This window comes from Bradyrhizobium sp. USDA 3364 (assembly GCF_054056355.1).
Genome location: NZ_JBSRYG010000002.1, coordinates 7,748,259 through 7,760,636, shown reverse-complemented (window position 1 = coordinate 7,760,636; position 12,378 = coordinate 7,748,259). Strand labels below are relative to the sequence as shown.

Genomic DNA, 12,378 nt, shown 5'->3' with positions numbered 1-12,378 from the left:
GGGACCAAAGCCACGCAAAGCCAAACGGTCATCCTGCAACCTCGCTCCTCATTTCCTGAGATAACGGCACTCGGGGCAAGCGTCGAGGAAGCTCGTCGGCGACATCGGCCGAACCGCATCGTTATGCTGGTTTACCAGGAGACGGCGGATCAGCGTCTCGCGACCGGCTGGTAGGGCAGGGCGATCGCTGCACGGCCCCGAGGGATTTTGGTCTTTTTCATACCCTCAGCAGGAATGGGCCACCGTAGCCCTCCAAGACAGACGCCGCCGCTGTTTGGCAGTTTGCGCGGAACCCATAGACCCCATACCGATTGTCCCGTGGAAGTGCGATGGGTTTCTCTAACACAGGCCGCCCAGACACCCGGGCGGACGGGGGCAGCCTTTGATCGACGACCTCTGGTACAAGAATGGTGTTTTCTATTGCCTTTCCGTCGGCACCTATATGGACGCCAATGGCGACGGCATCGGCGATTTCAGAGGGCTGTTGCGGCGGCTGGATTATCTACACGGACTCGGCATCACCGCAATCTGGCTAATGCCGTTCCAACCCTCGCCTGGCAGGGACGACGGCTACGACATCTCAGATTATTATAGCGTCGATCCCCGCTACGGCACGCTCGGCGACTTTATCGAATTTACCCATGGCTGTCGGCAGCGCGGCATTCGCGTCATCATCGACCTCGTCGTCAATCACACGTCCGACCAGCATTCATGGTTTCGTGAGGCGCGGCGTCACAAGGATTCGCCCTATCGTGACTGGTACATCTGGTCCGATAGGAAACCTGCGAATGCCGGCAAGGGCATGGTGTTTCCGGGTGTTCAGAAATCGACGTGGACGCATGACAAGGAAGCCGGCGCTTGGTATTTCCATCGCTTCTACGACTTCCAGCCTGACCTTAATACCTCGAACCCGTATGTGCAGTCCGAGATCCTCAAGGTCATGGGCTTCTGGATCCAGCTCGGCGTCTCCGGCTTTCGCATGGACGCCGTCCCGTTCGTGATCGCGACCAAGGGCGCCAAGGTGCGCAATCCCGTTGAACAATATGACATGCTGCGCGCGTTTCGCGAATTCCTGCAGTGGCGGCAGGGCAACGCCATCATCCTTGCCGAAGCCAATGTGCTTCCAGAAACCGACATGGAATATTTCGGCCGCGACGGCGACCGGATGCACATGATGTTCAATTTTCATGTCAACCAGCATCTGTTCTACGCGCTCGCCTCTGCGGACTCCCGGCCGCTTGCAAAATCGCTGACGGCAACCAAAGTACGACCAGCGACCGCGCAGTGGGGCCTATTCCTGCGCAACCATGACGAACTTGATCTCGGCCGTTTGACACAGGCGCAACGCAAGGCTGTATTCAATGCGTTCGCTCCCGAAAAGAGCATGCAGCTTTACGATCGCGGCATTCGGCGGCGGCTTGCGCCGATGCTTAAGGGCGATCGGCGGCGGCTCGAGCTAGCCTACAGCCTGATCTGCACGTTGCCGGGAACGCCGGTCATTCGCTACGGCGACGAAATCGCGATGGGCGATGACCTCGATCTGCCCGAGCGCGCATGCGCGCGCACGCCGATGCAATGGTCGACCGAACCGCATGCCGGCTTCACCGAAAGCGACCGTCCATGCACACCTGTGATCGACAAGGGGCCATACGGATATGAACATGTCAACGCCGCCAAGCAACGGCGCGATCCTAATTCGATGCTGAACTGGACAGAGCGCATTATCCGGATGCGCAAAGAAGTCCCAGAAGTTGGCTGGGGCGATTTCAAGGTAATCGCAACGCATGATCCGGCCGTGCTCGCGATCCGTTACGACTGGCGCAACAATTCGGTACTATTCATACACAATCTCAACGAGAAGCCACGCGAGGTATCCTTTGCGGTCGGGCTGACCGGCAAGGCCGGTAACCTTTTGGTCAATCTATTGACGGAAGACCACAGCCGCGCCAACGAGCGCGGCCATCATACGCTACTGCTCGAAGGCTATGGCTATCGATGGTATCGTGTCGGTGGTCTCGATTACTTGCTCAAGCGCAGCGACATCGATGCAGATGCCGCGGGTAAAACCGGCCATGCCGCGTGAATGATTGCATTTGCAAGCACGCGCTCTCCGTGGGCCCGCAACGTGGCGACCGTGAACCAAATGCGCAAGTAGGCGAGGTAGCTGTGAACTCCGTCACGCCAAGTGTCGCGGAACGCCTTAACCTGCTGTGGTCAGCTTTCCCATCTTTCACGTCGCGGTTTTCAGCGACCATTGGATGTACGGCCATATGATGCATCTAGGTAGATGAATTGAACCTTGCCGCGCAAACCTTACGCTCCGCTTGCCACTTTCATGTCCGCATCGCGCTCGCTCATACGGTAGGAACTTTGGCTCGTTTGGCAGATTGTCACAAACGATTGACCGGGAGGAGGCTTGCATGAACCAGTTGATTTATCTGGTGGGACTGATTGTGGTCATTCTCGCCATACTGTCGTTCTTCGGACTTCGATAGGCACGTCATGGATAACGAGCAAGGGCTTGCCGTGTCCGCCGACAACAGGACCGGCCTACAGCTGCAATGGAGTCCGGTGTTCGCCGGTGCGCTGGTCGCGGCAGCGCTATCGGTGATATTGATCAGCTTCGGCGCGGCAGTTGGATTGGGCGTGAGTTCGAGCTCGCCCTCATGGCGCGATGCATCGGCCGCGCTCGCGCTGTTGTCCGGGCTTTATCTGGTCCTGCAGGCGCTGGTGAGCTTTGGCGCCGGTGGCTACATCGCCGGCCGCGCGCAGCGTGCGATTGGTGCGACACCTTCCGATGTGACCGAAGGCCGCGACGGACTTCATGGCCTGACAGCGTGGGCGTTCGCCGTCATTCTGGGCGCGGCGATTGTCGCACTGGTCGGCCTGTCGACCGCGCGCCCGGTGGTGCAGAACCGGCCGTCCACGACGGCTGCTGAGCCGCTACTGAGTGCCGAGCTCGATCACCTGTATCGGTCGCTGCGGCGTCCGGCCAATATCGATCTCAGCTACGAACGCGCTGAAGCAGGGCGCATCCTGCTGACCAGTTCAAGTCACGGAGGCGTCAGCGCCGACGATCGCGCCTATCTGGTCCAGCAGGTGGCGGCCTCGACCGGGATGGCCGCTGTGGAGGCCGAGAAGCGCGTCGACAGCGTCATCGGTGATGCCAGGACCGCCATCCAGCGGTCGCGACGCAGCGCGGTGATCTTGGCGTTCTCGGTTGCCGCGGCGCTGCTGTTCGGTGCGGTCGCCGCCTGGGCGGCGGCCTGCGCGGGCGGCCGGCACCGCGACGGTGCCAGGTTGCCGGAGTGGATGGGCGGCACGCCTACGACGGCCGTGCCGGTCGTGTGATGAAGTGGTGAAGGTGCTTCAAGGGAGATGATGATGGCAGCGATCTTGGTCATGGATCACACCGGCGACACGACGCAGCATTTCGATCCGAACGACAGCGAACAGCTGGCTTGGGCGAACGCGCGGTTCAACGAGCTGACGGCGGAAGGCTACACTGCTGCCGTGCGGAGGTCATCCGGCGAAGCCGCGCTGGTCCGCGCGCTGGATCCGACCGCGGAGGAGACCCTGTTCTATCCCAGGCTGGTCGGCGGCTGACCCCATGATGGTCCGTCTGTGCGACGTATCCCTGCGGTCGTTGCTCGGGCGCGCCGCCAGCACGGTGCGCGCGATCCTGGTTGCGATCCGGGATCGCTGGAATGCCTATGAGAAGATCGAGGCACGCGGGATCGTGCTGTTGTCCGCATGGCTTTCGCCGGAACAGCGGTCGCAATTCGAGAAATACCGGCGTTTCGACGTCACCGGCTCCGACTCCGGCAAGCGTTACCGGATTTGCTACGGGACATCGACCAATGTCTATGAGATGGACGGCCGAGACCACGCTGTGCTGGGCTGGTGCTTCCGGCCGGTCGGTTCTCTGGTGCCCGGCGACGTGATGCTTGCCCAGAAGATCGCATTGGAAACCAATGAGCGTGCGACGCTCAGGGTGGCTCACCCGTTCCCCAGCTCCCTTCCACCACGCGCACATTTCGGCCCAGCCGGCTAGAGGCATTGGGCCTGCCGGCCAAGCCATCGGGAACGCGATTTTCTCCGGTGCGTTTGGCTTGCTTGCGGCGGCCACACCGGTCGGTTTCGTCAAATGGAGGGCAGATGGCGCTCAATTTCGAAACATTGAAGGCGACGCTGGTCCTTTACGGCCTCAACGCCGTCTTTGCGATCCTGCTCCTGGTTCTCGGATGGTATGCCTCGGGGATCGCCCAGCGCTTTGTGTCGCGTGTGCTGACCGCCATGCATCGTGTCGACGCGCTTGTTACGGTATTCCTGTCGAGCCTCGCCCGCTATGCGGTGCTCGCGGTGGTCGGCATCGCCGTGCTGCAGCTGTTCGGCATTCAGACGGCAAGCCTGGTCGCGGTTCTCGGCGCGACGTCGCTAGCCATCGGGCTCGCCTTGCAGGGGACGTTGTCGAACCTTGCGGCCGGCGTGATGCTGCTGCTGTTCAGGCCGTTCCGGATCGGCGACGACGTCGAGGTCGCCGGCAAGGCCGGCAAGGTGCAGGCCCTGTCGCTGTTCATGACCGAGCTGATTACGGCTGACAACACCCAGATCCTGCTGCCCAATGGCTCGGTGTGGGGCAGTGCGATCATCAATCACAGCGCCTATCCCGGCACGGGTGAGGTCAAGGTCTCGTTCCCCGTCCGCGCCGGGCGACCGATCGAGCGCATCGGCGAGCAGATTCTGACGCGCCTGCGCGAGGACTCCCGGATCGAGCCGCGGCCCCCGCCGGAAGTGCATGTCTCCAAAGTGGTCGACATCTCCGATGCGGTGCATCCGATCGTCGAGCTCACAGTCAGCGCCAAGGCCAAGCCGGCCGATGCGGACGCGGTGAAGCAGCGGCTCATGGACCTCGTCAGCACGATGCTGACCGACACATGCGCTACCCGGCGCGAGCCATCTCGCGTGGCCAGGTAGGGAACGTCGTTCATCCTGCCGGGTTGTCGGATGCCGACTTGCAATTGATATTGCCAAGGATATTGCTATGGGCGCCAACAGCCGTTCGTCTTCGCTGAGCCTGGTCTTCGGCTCCTACCTTGCAGATCTGCGGCAATGGATCGGACAGGTGATGACCGGCTACGCGCTGGCGGGCGCCTTCATGCTGGTCGGCGCGGCGTCGCTTCTGATTGCGATCGGGATAGGCGTTGCGGCCGGCTTTCATGCCCTTGAGGTGCGTTACGACATCTGGATCGCATACGCCGTGGTCGCTGGCGCCTTTCTTGTGCTCGGGCTCGCGGGGCTGGTGGCCGGACGCGCGCTGCTCGCACGTCCTGCGCCGGCGGTGCCGCGCCCCAGCCGGCAGGCCGACATGCTCAAACGGTCGATCGCAGTGCCTGTTGCGGCGCGCCTGATCGCCACGTCCCGGGCGGGAGTGAGCGCCGATAGCACGACCCAGGCACTGGCCGTCGGAGCGGCTGTCCTGCTGGTTGGCTGGTTCGCCGCATCGCGCTTCAGGCGTCGGCCGAACGCGATCCAGGAGTAGCGATGGCGCCGCGCTCCAACTGGCCAAACGACCTGATGCTTGCCGGTGCAACGGCTCTGGCGACCCTGGCGATCTATCGACATGTGTCCCGGTCGGAGCCGCCGGTCCAACGGGAGCCCGGCGCCGCGTCGACGCCGGCCGAAGCGCAGGATCGTGGGCGACTGGCTGAGACGCCGCTGCAGATTCCGGCCGCCGGCTGGAAGGACATTCTGCTGCGTACCTATCAGCAGATCGACGAGGATCGGTTGCTCGCGACCGCCGCCGGTGTCGTGTTCTACGGCCTGCTGGCGATTTTCCCGGCCGTCACCGCGCTGGTCTCGAGCTATGGCCTGTTCGCCGATCCGTCGACGATCTCATCCAATCTGCAGAGCCTCGCACTGATGTTGCCGGAAGGCTCTTTCGCCATCGTCCAGGACCAGATCGCCCGGGTTCTGGCGAAGGGCACCTCGACGCTCGGACTGACCTTTGCGATCGGTTTGCTGATCGCGATTTGGAGCGCCAATGCCGGCATGAAGGCCGTCTTCGATGCGCTCAACGTCGTCTATGAGGAGAAGGAAAAGCGCGGCTTCCTCAAGCTCAATTTGATATCTCTCTCGTTCACGATCGCGGCCCTCGCTTCGATCATGCTGATGGTGGGCGCCGTGGTGGTGGTCCCGCTGCTGCTGCAGCAGGTCGGACTGGGTACGCGCGCCGAACTCATCGTCCGGTTCGGTCGGTGGCCCGTTCTGATGCTCCTGCTACTCATCGCGCTCGCCGTGCTCTATCGCTATGGCCCCAGCCGAACCGAGCCGCGCTGGCAATGGCTGAGCGTCGGGGCCGTCGCGGCAGCCGTGCTGTGGCTGATTGGCTCCTCGCTGCTCTCCTGGTACCTTGCGAACTTCGGCAATTACAGCGCGACCTACGGCTCGCTTGGCGCGGCCATCGGCCTGATGACCTGGATGTGGATGTCCGCCATCATCGTGCTGTGCGGCGCGGAGCTGAATTCGGAGATCGAGCATCAGACCGCGGTCGATTCGACCGAGGGGGGTCGCAAGCCCTTGGGTGCACGCGGAGCAAGAATGGCTGACACGGTCGGCAAGGTGCCTTAGCCGGACCTCTGTATGCGGCACCCTGTGTAGGAACCAACGACATGGCTGCGGCTTAGCCAAAATGGTTGAGATCAACGTGCTGGAACGACCGATCGAGCGGATCAAGGAAACCTGCGAGCTGACAGGCATCGCGGACAAGTTCGATCGCGCGCTTCCCCAGCTCGAGACCTTCCTCGAGGCGCGGGTCGCGCAGGGCGAGATAAGCGAGTCGAAGCTGACCTTTGACGGGCTCTGCTACCTGCGACGGCTGCTGACGGCGGCGTAGTGCCTGTCAGGCGGCTCGTCGGTGATTGGTGGCCGTCGTATCGCGCTGATCCCGAACCTTCAAGCAAGCGCCAACGGAGCAGCTCATGGATTTGAAAGGCAAGAAGATCGCTATCCTCGCAACGAACGGTTTTGAGCAGTCGGAGCTTGAAGTGCCGCGTGATCACCTGAAGAAGGCCGGTGCCGCTGTCGACGTCGTGTCGCTCGCCGCGGGCGAGATCAAGGGATGGGACAAGAAGGACTGGGGGCGTCCAGTCAAGGTCGACAAGACGCTCGATCAGGCTACCGCCGCCGATTATGACGCGATCGTCCTGCCGGGCGGGCAGATCAATCCAGACCTGCTGCGGGTCCAGCCCAAGGCGCTGAAGTTCATCAAGGATATTTTCGACGCGAAGAAGATCGTCGCCGCGGTCTGCCACGCGCCATGGCTCCTGATCGAAACCGGGATCGCCAAAGGCCGCAAGATGACCTCCTACACGTCGATCAAGACCGACGTCATGAATGCCGGCGCGACCTGGCAGGACGCCGAGGTCGTCGTCGATCAGGGCGTCATCACATCCAGAAACCCCGGGGATCTCGAGGCCTTCAGCGCCAAGATCATCGAGGAAGTGAGGGAAGGGCGGCATACCAAGCGTAGTGCGGCGTGAGGGGGCAGCCATGGCATTCTCGAAGGAAATGAACCGATGTGTTGAGAGCTGTCTGTCCTGTTACAAGACCTGTCTCGGCACCGCGATGAACCACTGCCTCGTCACCGGCGGCAAGCATGTCGAGCCGGCGCATTTCCGCCTGATGATGGCTTGCGCGGAAATGTGCCGGACGGCGGCTCACTTCATGTTGATCAACACCCCGCACCACAAGCACACCTGCCGCGAATGCGCGGAGATCTGTGGCGAATGCGCCGAAGATTGCGAGCGCGTCGGCGGTATGGACGAATGCGTGGCGACGTGCCGTGCCTGCGCGGAATCCTGCCGGAAGATGGCGGCCTGACCGTCGGTCTTTCTCTCGCAGCGATCGCGCCAGCCGGCTGCGCTTAGGAACATCGCTCCGAACACGCCGTTGAGGCCTTTTCGGAGGCACGTCAATGCAAGAGGTCGTCACAGTCACGGCGCATTCGCTCAATCCGACTTCCACGGCAAGGATAGGTACGCACCCCATCCACCCGATGTTGGTGCCGTTTCCAATCGCGTGCTTTGTCGGCACGTTGGTGACCGACATTGCCTACTGGCAAACGGCCGAGATGCAATGGGCCAATTTTTCCGCCTGGCTGCTGTTCGCGGGGCTGATCATGGGCGGTCTCGCCGCCATCGCCGGCCTGATCGACTTCCTGAGCAATCGCCTGATCCGCGGACTGACCTATGCCTGGCTTCACATGATCGGCAACGTGATCGTGATGCTGCTCGCGCTGTTCAACGCCTTCATCCACAGCCGCGACGCCTGGACCTCCGTGGTGCCCACGGGACTGGTGCTGTCGGTACTGACGGTGCTCGTCATGCTGTGCACGGGCTGGCTCGGCTGGGCCATGGTCTATCGTCATCGAGTCGGAGTGGCAGAGTGATGCAGATTGATCTGACACACAACGGCGCTGGCAGACTCGCGGTAGCACTAATGGCTGCAATGTGCGTTGCAGGGTGCAGCAAGGAGACAGCGCCAGACCCGAAAACCCAGATCGGCGCGCGTCCCGATTTGCCGGCGCTGGAGCAGTATCTGATGCCGCCCATGCACGTGGCCTCCGTGGTTGGCTGGAAGCAGGGCGAGAAACCCAGGGTACCGGACAGCCTGCAGATCAATGCGCTCGCGACTGGCTTGCAGCACCCACGCTCACTCTACGTGCTTCCCAACGGCGACATCCTGGTCGTCGAATCCAAGGCGCCGGGGACCGAGCCGATCAAGCGGCCAAAGGACTTCATCATGAAATGGGTGGAGTCGTGGGCGACCTCCGGCGGCGATACCGGTGAAAGCAATCGCATCACGCTGATTCGCCCTGGCAACGGTGACGGCAAGCCGGAGACGCAGAGCACCTTCCTCGACCATCTTCATTCGCCGTTTGGTGTCGCGCTGGTCGGCAACGATCTCTACGTCGCGAACACCGATGCCATCGTTCGATACCCCTATCACGAAGGCGAGACCAAGATCACCGAGCCGGGTCGGACCTTGACCCAGCTGCCCGGCGGGCCGATCGACCATCATTGGACCAAGAGCCTGGTGGCAAGCCCGGACGGGACGCTGCTTTATGTCGGTGTCGGCTCCAACAGCAACATCACCGAGAATGGCATCGAGGCGGAAAAGAACCGCGCCGCGATCCTCGAGGTCGACCGCGCCACCGGCCGTTGGCGGATTTTCGCCAGCGGGCTGCGTAACCCCAACGGCCTGACCTTCGAGCCGCAGAGCCACGCGCTGTGGACCGTGGTCAACGAGCGCGATGAGATCGGCCCCAACCTGGTGCCCGACTATCTGACGTCGGTGAAGGATGGCGGCTTCTACGGCTGGCCCTACAGCTATTTCGGCCAGAACGTCGATCCCCGGGTGCAGCCGCCGCGGCCGGATTTGGTCGCGAAGGCAACCGTTCCGGACTATGCGTTGAGTTCGCACGTCGCGCCGCTCGGGCTTGCCTTCTACACCGGCGATAGCCTGCCGTCATCCTACCGGGACGGCGCCTTCATCGGCGAGCACGGCAGCTGGAACCGGCCGCAGCTCAACGGCTATAAGGTCGTCTACGTGCCGTTCGCAGACGGCCATCCGAACGGGCCGGCGCAAGACGTCGTCACCGGATTCCTGAACGAGGAGGAGAAGTCCCGCGGCCGGCCGGTTGGATTGGCGATCGACAAATCCGGCGCGCTGCTGATCGCGGATGACGTCGGCAATACGGTGTGGCGCGTGACCGGCTCGGGGCGGCTCTGACCGCCGATCGGCGATCTCGCCCGCACCTGCAAGCGATTGGAGAACACCATGAACGATAGCACGATCAAGAAAGTTTCCGTCAGCACGTCCCCGAAGGGGACTATGGGCCAGACCTATCTGGTGTCGGGCAAGCGGGTTGCGATGCGGCTCTGGGACAGCGAACAGCCGCAACCAGGCGTTTCCGATCAGCGCGACTACGAGACGGTTGGATATGTCATCAGCGGTAGCGCCGAATTGACCCTGGCGGGCCAAACCATCCGCCTGCAGCCGGGCGATTCCTGGCTCGTGCCTGCAGGAGCGCAGCACCGATATCGCATTCTCGAACCGTTCACCGCGGTCGAAGCCACCGCGCCGCCGGCGCAGGTGCATGGCCGCGACGAGGTCCAATCCTAGAGGCAGACAGTGTCGAACATGCTCGAGGAAAAGCTCAGGGAAGCGATCACCGGCGAATTGAAGCGGCAGGCGGCCAACCGGCCGGATCTGCTTCGCGTACAGGATGCTGGGGAACTGGTGGTCAACGGCACGATCGATCTGGATGCGCTGGTCATGGTGATCGCGGGCTCGGTTGCGGGTGGCCCCTGACGGGACCGACTTAGGAACCCGACCTACGAACCCATCGCCGCGTCTGCGCTCTTGCGGCAAGCCGCGCCTAGCGTTTTAGCCGCGCTCAGCAGGCGCCGCGCTCAGCAGGCATCGCCTTGCTATTTGTCAGTGAGAAACTCGGCGACCTCGTACAGATGAGGATCGATGTCGTCGGTTAGCCGTTCGAACTGGCCCCACGCCTTGCGAAACTCTGGGGATCGGTGCGCGGCCTGCAACTGGTCGCGGCTTTTCCATTGAATGTAATTCACGATACGACGACCATCGAGACTGCGATGCAGGCTGATCGAAATGAACCCCGGTTGACCCCGCATGAATTTGGCTCGCTCTTTCATGAGCGACAAGGCTTCGGTCTGTTTGCCCGGTTCTGCCTCGATGATGGTAATTTGGGTGACTGGCTGTTGGCCGGCTTGGTTCTGCGGCATGACGATCTCCTTTCACGACATTATCGATCGATCTCTCCAAACACGATGTCCAGCGAGCCGATGATCGCCGAGACGTCTGCCAGCAAATGGCCGCGGCTGAGAAAGTCCATCGCTTGCAGATGCGCGAATGAGGGAGCGCGGATCTTGCATTTGTAAGGCTGGTTCGTGCCGTCGGAGACCAAATAGACGCCAAATTCGCCCTTGGGGGCTTCCACCGCGGCGTAAATCTCGCCGGCAGGGACGCGGAAGCCCTCCGTGTAGAGCTTGAAGTGATGAATTAAGGCCTCCATCGAGCGTTTCATCTCTCCGCGGCGAGGGGGAAAGACCTTGTTGTCTTCCGCGGCGACCGGCCCCTGTCCGCCGGGAGCCCGGAGTCTTGCGATGCACTGTCGCATGATGCGCACCGACTGGCGCATTTCTTCCATGCGGATCAGATAGCGATCGTAGCAGTCGCCGTTCTTGCCGACAGGAATGTCGAAATCCATCTCCGGATAGCACTCGTAAGGCTGAGCCTTGCGCAGATCCCAAGCTGCGCCGGAGCCCCGCACCATGACGCCGGAAAAGCCCAACCCCCAGGCTTGTTCCAGCGTTACCGTTCCGACGTCGACATTACGTTGCTTGAAGATGCGGCTTGGCGTCAGCAGCCGGTCCAGATCGTCCACCACGCGAAGGAACGGATCGCAGAATGCGTCGATGTCGTCGATCAGCTTCAGCGGAAGGTCTTGATGCACGCCGCCGATCCGGAAGTAGTTTGCGTGCATGCGAGCGCCGGATGCGCGTTCGTAGAATACCATGAGCTTTTCACGCTCTTCGAATCCCCATAACGGTGGTGTGAGCGCTCCGACGTCCATCGCCTGGGTCGTGATGTTGAGAAGATGCGAAAGCAGGCGTCCGATTTCACAGTAAAGCACGCGGATCAATTGCCCGCGCCGCGGCACGTCGATTCCGAGCAACCTCTCTGCCGCGAGACAGAACGCATGCTCCTGGTTCATCGGCGCGACGTAATCGAGCCGGTCGAAGTAGCCGATCGCCTGCAGATAGGTCTTGTGCTCGATCAACTTTTCAGTGCCGCGATGGAGCAGGCCGATATGAGGATCGACGCGACGGACGACCTCGCCGTCGAGTTCCAGCACGAGACGAAGCACTCCGTGGGCCGCGGGATGTTGCGGACCGAAATTGATGGTGAAATTCCGAAGGCCTGCTTCCGCCATGGTGAACTCACGTACGGCGCGCCCGGGGTTCGGCGGCCGGCGTAGCTTGACTCTGTGTGAGCGATCTGCCGCGCAGCCCATTGTGGCTGACGCCGCTGGACATCCACTCACGCATCCCTCCCGTGAGATGCGCGTTGCGCAGCATAACTTGGCCTCGTCCGAGAGGCGCTCGTCGACTGGTCGAACGCGGTCCAAACCGCGATCGTTCCTAAATGCCTTCCCGTCTTATTCAACCTTGCGCGAGGGAAGCACGGTTCAAGGGTTGGTGGGGCTCGCTCTTTGCGCGATCAAGCCATCGTCTGGAGGCTATCGCAAACCCTCCAATTCCGGGTCTTGCGATCTGCTCGCAT

At 62.1% G+C, this 12,378-nt stretch carries 16 protein-coding genes; 14 read left to right on the top strand and 2 right to left on the bottom strand.

The features are described from left to right. Positions 1-382 precede the first annotated feature (382 nt). From ACVILL_RS36640 to ACVILL_RS36575, 14 genes are all read left to right on the top strand, one after another. Entirely contained in the window at positions 383-2,083 is a 1,701-nt protein-coding gene (locus ACVILL_RS36640; RefSeq protein ID WP_456733476.1) for an alpha-amylase family protein, read from the top strand. A gap of 419 nt (positions 2,084-2,502) precedes the next feature. Then, positions 2,503-3,351 carry a hypothetical protein gene (locus tag ACVILL_RS36635; RefSeq protein ID WP_456733475.1) on the top strand — a complete coding sequence of 283 codons (849 nt, stop codon included), beginning with the start codon at positions 2,503-2,505 and terminating at the stop codon, positions 3,349-3,351. A gap of 33 nt (positions 3,352-3,384) precedes the next feature. Beyond that, positions 3,385-3,606, top strand: a complete 222-nt coding sequence (locus ACVILL_RS36630; protein ID WP_429021877.1) for a hypothetical protein — start codon at positions 3,385-3,387, stop codon at positions 3,604-3,606. A gap of 4 nt (positions 3,607-3,610) precedes the next feature. After that, positions 3,611-4,054: a hypothetical protein gene (locus ACVILL_RS36625; RefSeq protein ID WP_456733474.1), complete on the top strand. Its 444-nt coding sequence runs from the start codon at positions 3,611-3,613 to the stop codon at positions 4,052-4,054. A gap of 104 nt (positions 4,055-4,158) precedes the next feature. Further along, positions 4,159-4,977, top strand: coding sequence for a mechanosensitive ion channel family protein (locus tag ACVILL_RS36620; RefSeq protein ID WP_456733473.1), 819 nt, complete (start codon positions 4,159-4,161; stop codon positions 4,975-4,977). Between the two features lie 67 nt (positions 4,978-5,044). Next, positions 5,045-5,542: a hypothetical protein gene (locus ACVILL_RS36615; protein ID WP_456733472.1), complete on the top strand. Its 498-nt coding sequence runs from the start codon at positions 5,045-5,047 to the stop codon at positions 5,540-5,542. Positions 5,543-5,544: 2 nt separating this feature from the next. Beyond that, complete coding sequence (locus ACVILL_RS36610) at positions 5,545-6,630, top strand: YihY/virulence factor BrkB family protein (RefSeq protein ID WP_456733471.1); 1,086 nt, start codon at positions 5,545-5,547, stop codon at positions 6,628-6,630. A gap of 61 nt (positions 6,631-6,691) precedes the next feature. After that, positions 6,692-6,895, top strand: a complete 204-nt coding sequence (locus tag ACVILL_RS36605; RefSeq protein WP_429021889.1) for a hypothetical protein — start codon at positions 6,692-6,694, stop codon at positions 6,893-6,895. Positions 6,896-6,980: 85 nt separating this feature from the next. Then, positions 6,981-7,541: a type 1 glutamine amidotransferase domain-containing protein gene (locus ACVILL_RS36600; RefSeq protein WP_456733470.1), complete on the top strand. Its 561-nt coding sequence runs from the start codon at positions 6,981-6,983 to the stop codon at positions 7,539-7,541. Positions 7,542-7,551: 10 nt separating this feature from the next. Next, complete coding sequence (locus ACVILL_RS36595; RefSeq protein ID WP_456733469.1) at positions 7,552-7,881, top strand: four-helix bundle copper-binding protein; 330 nt, start codon at positions 7,552-7,554, stop codon at positions 7,879-7,881. Between the two features lie 94 nt (positions 7,882-7,975). Further along, positions 7,976-8,449 carry a DUF2231 domain-containing protein gene (locus ACVILL_RS36590; protein ID WP_456733468.1) on the top strand — a complete coding sequence of 158 codons (474 nt, stop codon included), beginning with the start codon at positions 7,976-7,978 and terminating at the stop codon, positions 8,447-8,449. 50 nt (positions 8,450-8,499) lie between these two features. Continuing rightward, positions 8,500-9,792: a PQQ-dependent sugar dehydrogenase gene (locus tag ACVILL_RS36585; protein WP_456733467.1), complete on the top strand. Its 1,293-nt coding sequence runs from the start codon at positions 8,500-8,502 to the stop codon at positions 9,790-9,792. Positions 9,793-9,840: 48 nt separating this feature from the next. Then, positions 9,841-10,185: a cupin domain-containing protein gene (locus ACVILL_RS36580; protein WP_456733466.1), complete on the top strand. Its 345-nt coding sequence runs from the start codon at positions 9,841-9,843 to the stop codon at positions 10,183-10,185. A 9-nt stretch (positions 10,186-10,194) separates the two neighbouring features. Beyond that, positions 10,195-10,374 carry a hypothetical protein gene (locus ACVILL_RS36575; protein ID WP_456734482.1) on the top strand — a complete coding sequence of 60 codons (180 nt, stop codon included), beginning with the start codon at positions 10,195-10,197 and terminating at the stop codon, positions 10,372-10,374. Positions 10,375-10,493: 119 nt separating this feature from the next. Here the strand turns inward: ACVILL_RS36575 and ACVILL_RS36570 are convergent, their stop codons facing one another. Both ACVILL_RS36570 and ACVILL_RS36565 read right to left on the bottom strand, forming a co-directional pair. Next, positions 10,494-10,817 carry an antibiotic biosynthesis monooxygenase family protein gene (locus ACVILL_RS36570; protein WP_429021900.1) on the bottom strand — a complete coding sequence of 108 codons (324 nt, stop codon included), beginning with the start codon at positions 10,815-10,817 and terminating at the stop codon, positions 10,494-10,496. 20 nt (positions 10,818-10,837) lie between these two features. Beyond that, positions 10,838-12,028 carry an NADH-quinone oxidoreductase subunit D gene (locus ACVILL_RS36565; RefSeq protein ID WP_456733465.1) on the bottom strand — a complete coding sequence of 397 codons (1,191 nt, stop codon included), beginning with the start codon at positions 12,026-12,028 and terminating at the stop codon, positions 10,838-10,840. Positions 12,029-12,378 lie beyond the last annotated feature (350 nt).

Coding starts and splice junctions, on each gene's coding strand:
- ACVILL_RS36600 (WP_456733470.1), top strand. CDS start 6,981: ATGGATTTGAAAGGCAAGAAGATCGCTATCCTCGCAACGAACGGTTTT.
- ACVILL_RS36590 (WP_456733468.1), top strand. CDS start 7,976: ATGCAAGAGGTCGTCACAGTCACGGCGCATTCGCTCAATCCGACTTCC.
- ACVILL_RS36620 (WP_456733473.1), top strand. CDS start 4,159: ATGGCGCTCAATTTCGAAACATTGAAGGCGACGCTGGTCCTTTACGGC.
- ACVILL_RS36565 (WP_456733465.1), bottom strand. CDS start 12,028: ATGGCGGAAGCAGGCCTTCGGAATTTCACCATCAATTTCGGTCCGCAA.
- ACVILL_RS36595 (WP_456733469.1), top strand. CDS start 7,552: ATGGCATTCTCGAAGGAAATGAACCGATGTGTTGAGAGCTGTCTGTCC.
- ACVILL_RS36605 (WP_429021889.1), top strand. CDS start 6,692: ATGGTTGAGATCAACGTGCTGGAACGACCGATCGAGCGGATCAAGGAA.
- ACVILL_RS36615 (WP_456733472.1), top strand. CDS start 5,045: ATGGGCGCCAACAGCCGTTCGTCTTCGCTGAGCCTGGTCTTCGGCTCC.
- ACVILL_RS36570 (WP_429021900.1), bottom strand. CDS start 10,817: ATGCCGCAGAACCAAGCCGGCCAACAGCCAGTCACCCAAATTACCATC.
- ACVILL_RS36630 (WP_429021877.1), top strand. CDS start 3,385: ATGGCAGCGATCTTGGTCATGGATCACACCGGCGACACGACGCAGCAT.
- ACVILL_RS36635 (WP_456733475.1), top strand. CDS start 2,503: ATGGATAACGAGCAAGGGCTTGCCGTGTCCGCCGACAACAGGACCGGC.
- ACVILL_RS36610 (WP_456733471.1), top strand. CDS start 5,545: ATGGCGCCGCGCTCCAACTGGCCAAACGACCTGATGCTTGCCGGTGCA.
- ACVILL_RS36585 (WP_456733467.1), top strand. CDS start 8,500: ATGGCTGCAATGTGCGTTGCAGGGTGCAGCAAGGAGACAGCGCCAGAC.
- ACVILL_RS36580 (WP_456733466.1), top strand. CDS start 9,841: ATGAACGATAGCACGATCAAGAAAGTTTCCGTCAGCACGTCCCCGAAG.
- ACVILL_RS36625 (WP_456733474.1), top strand. CDS start 3,611: ATGATGGTCCGTCTGTGCGACGTATCCCTGCGGTCGTTGCTCGGGCGC.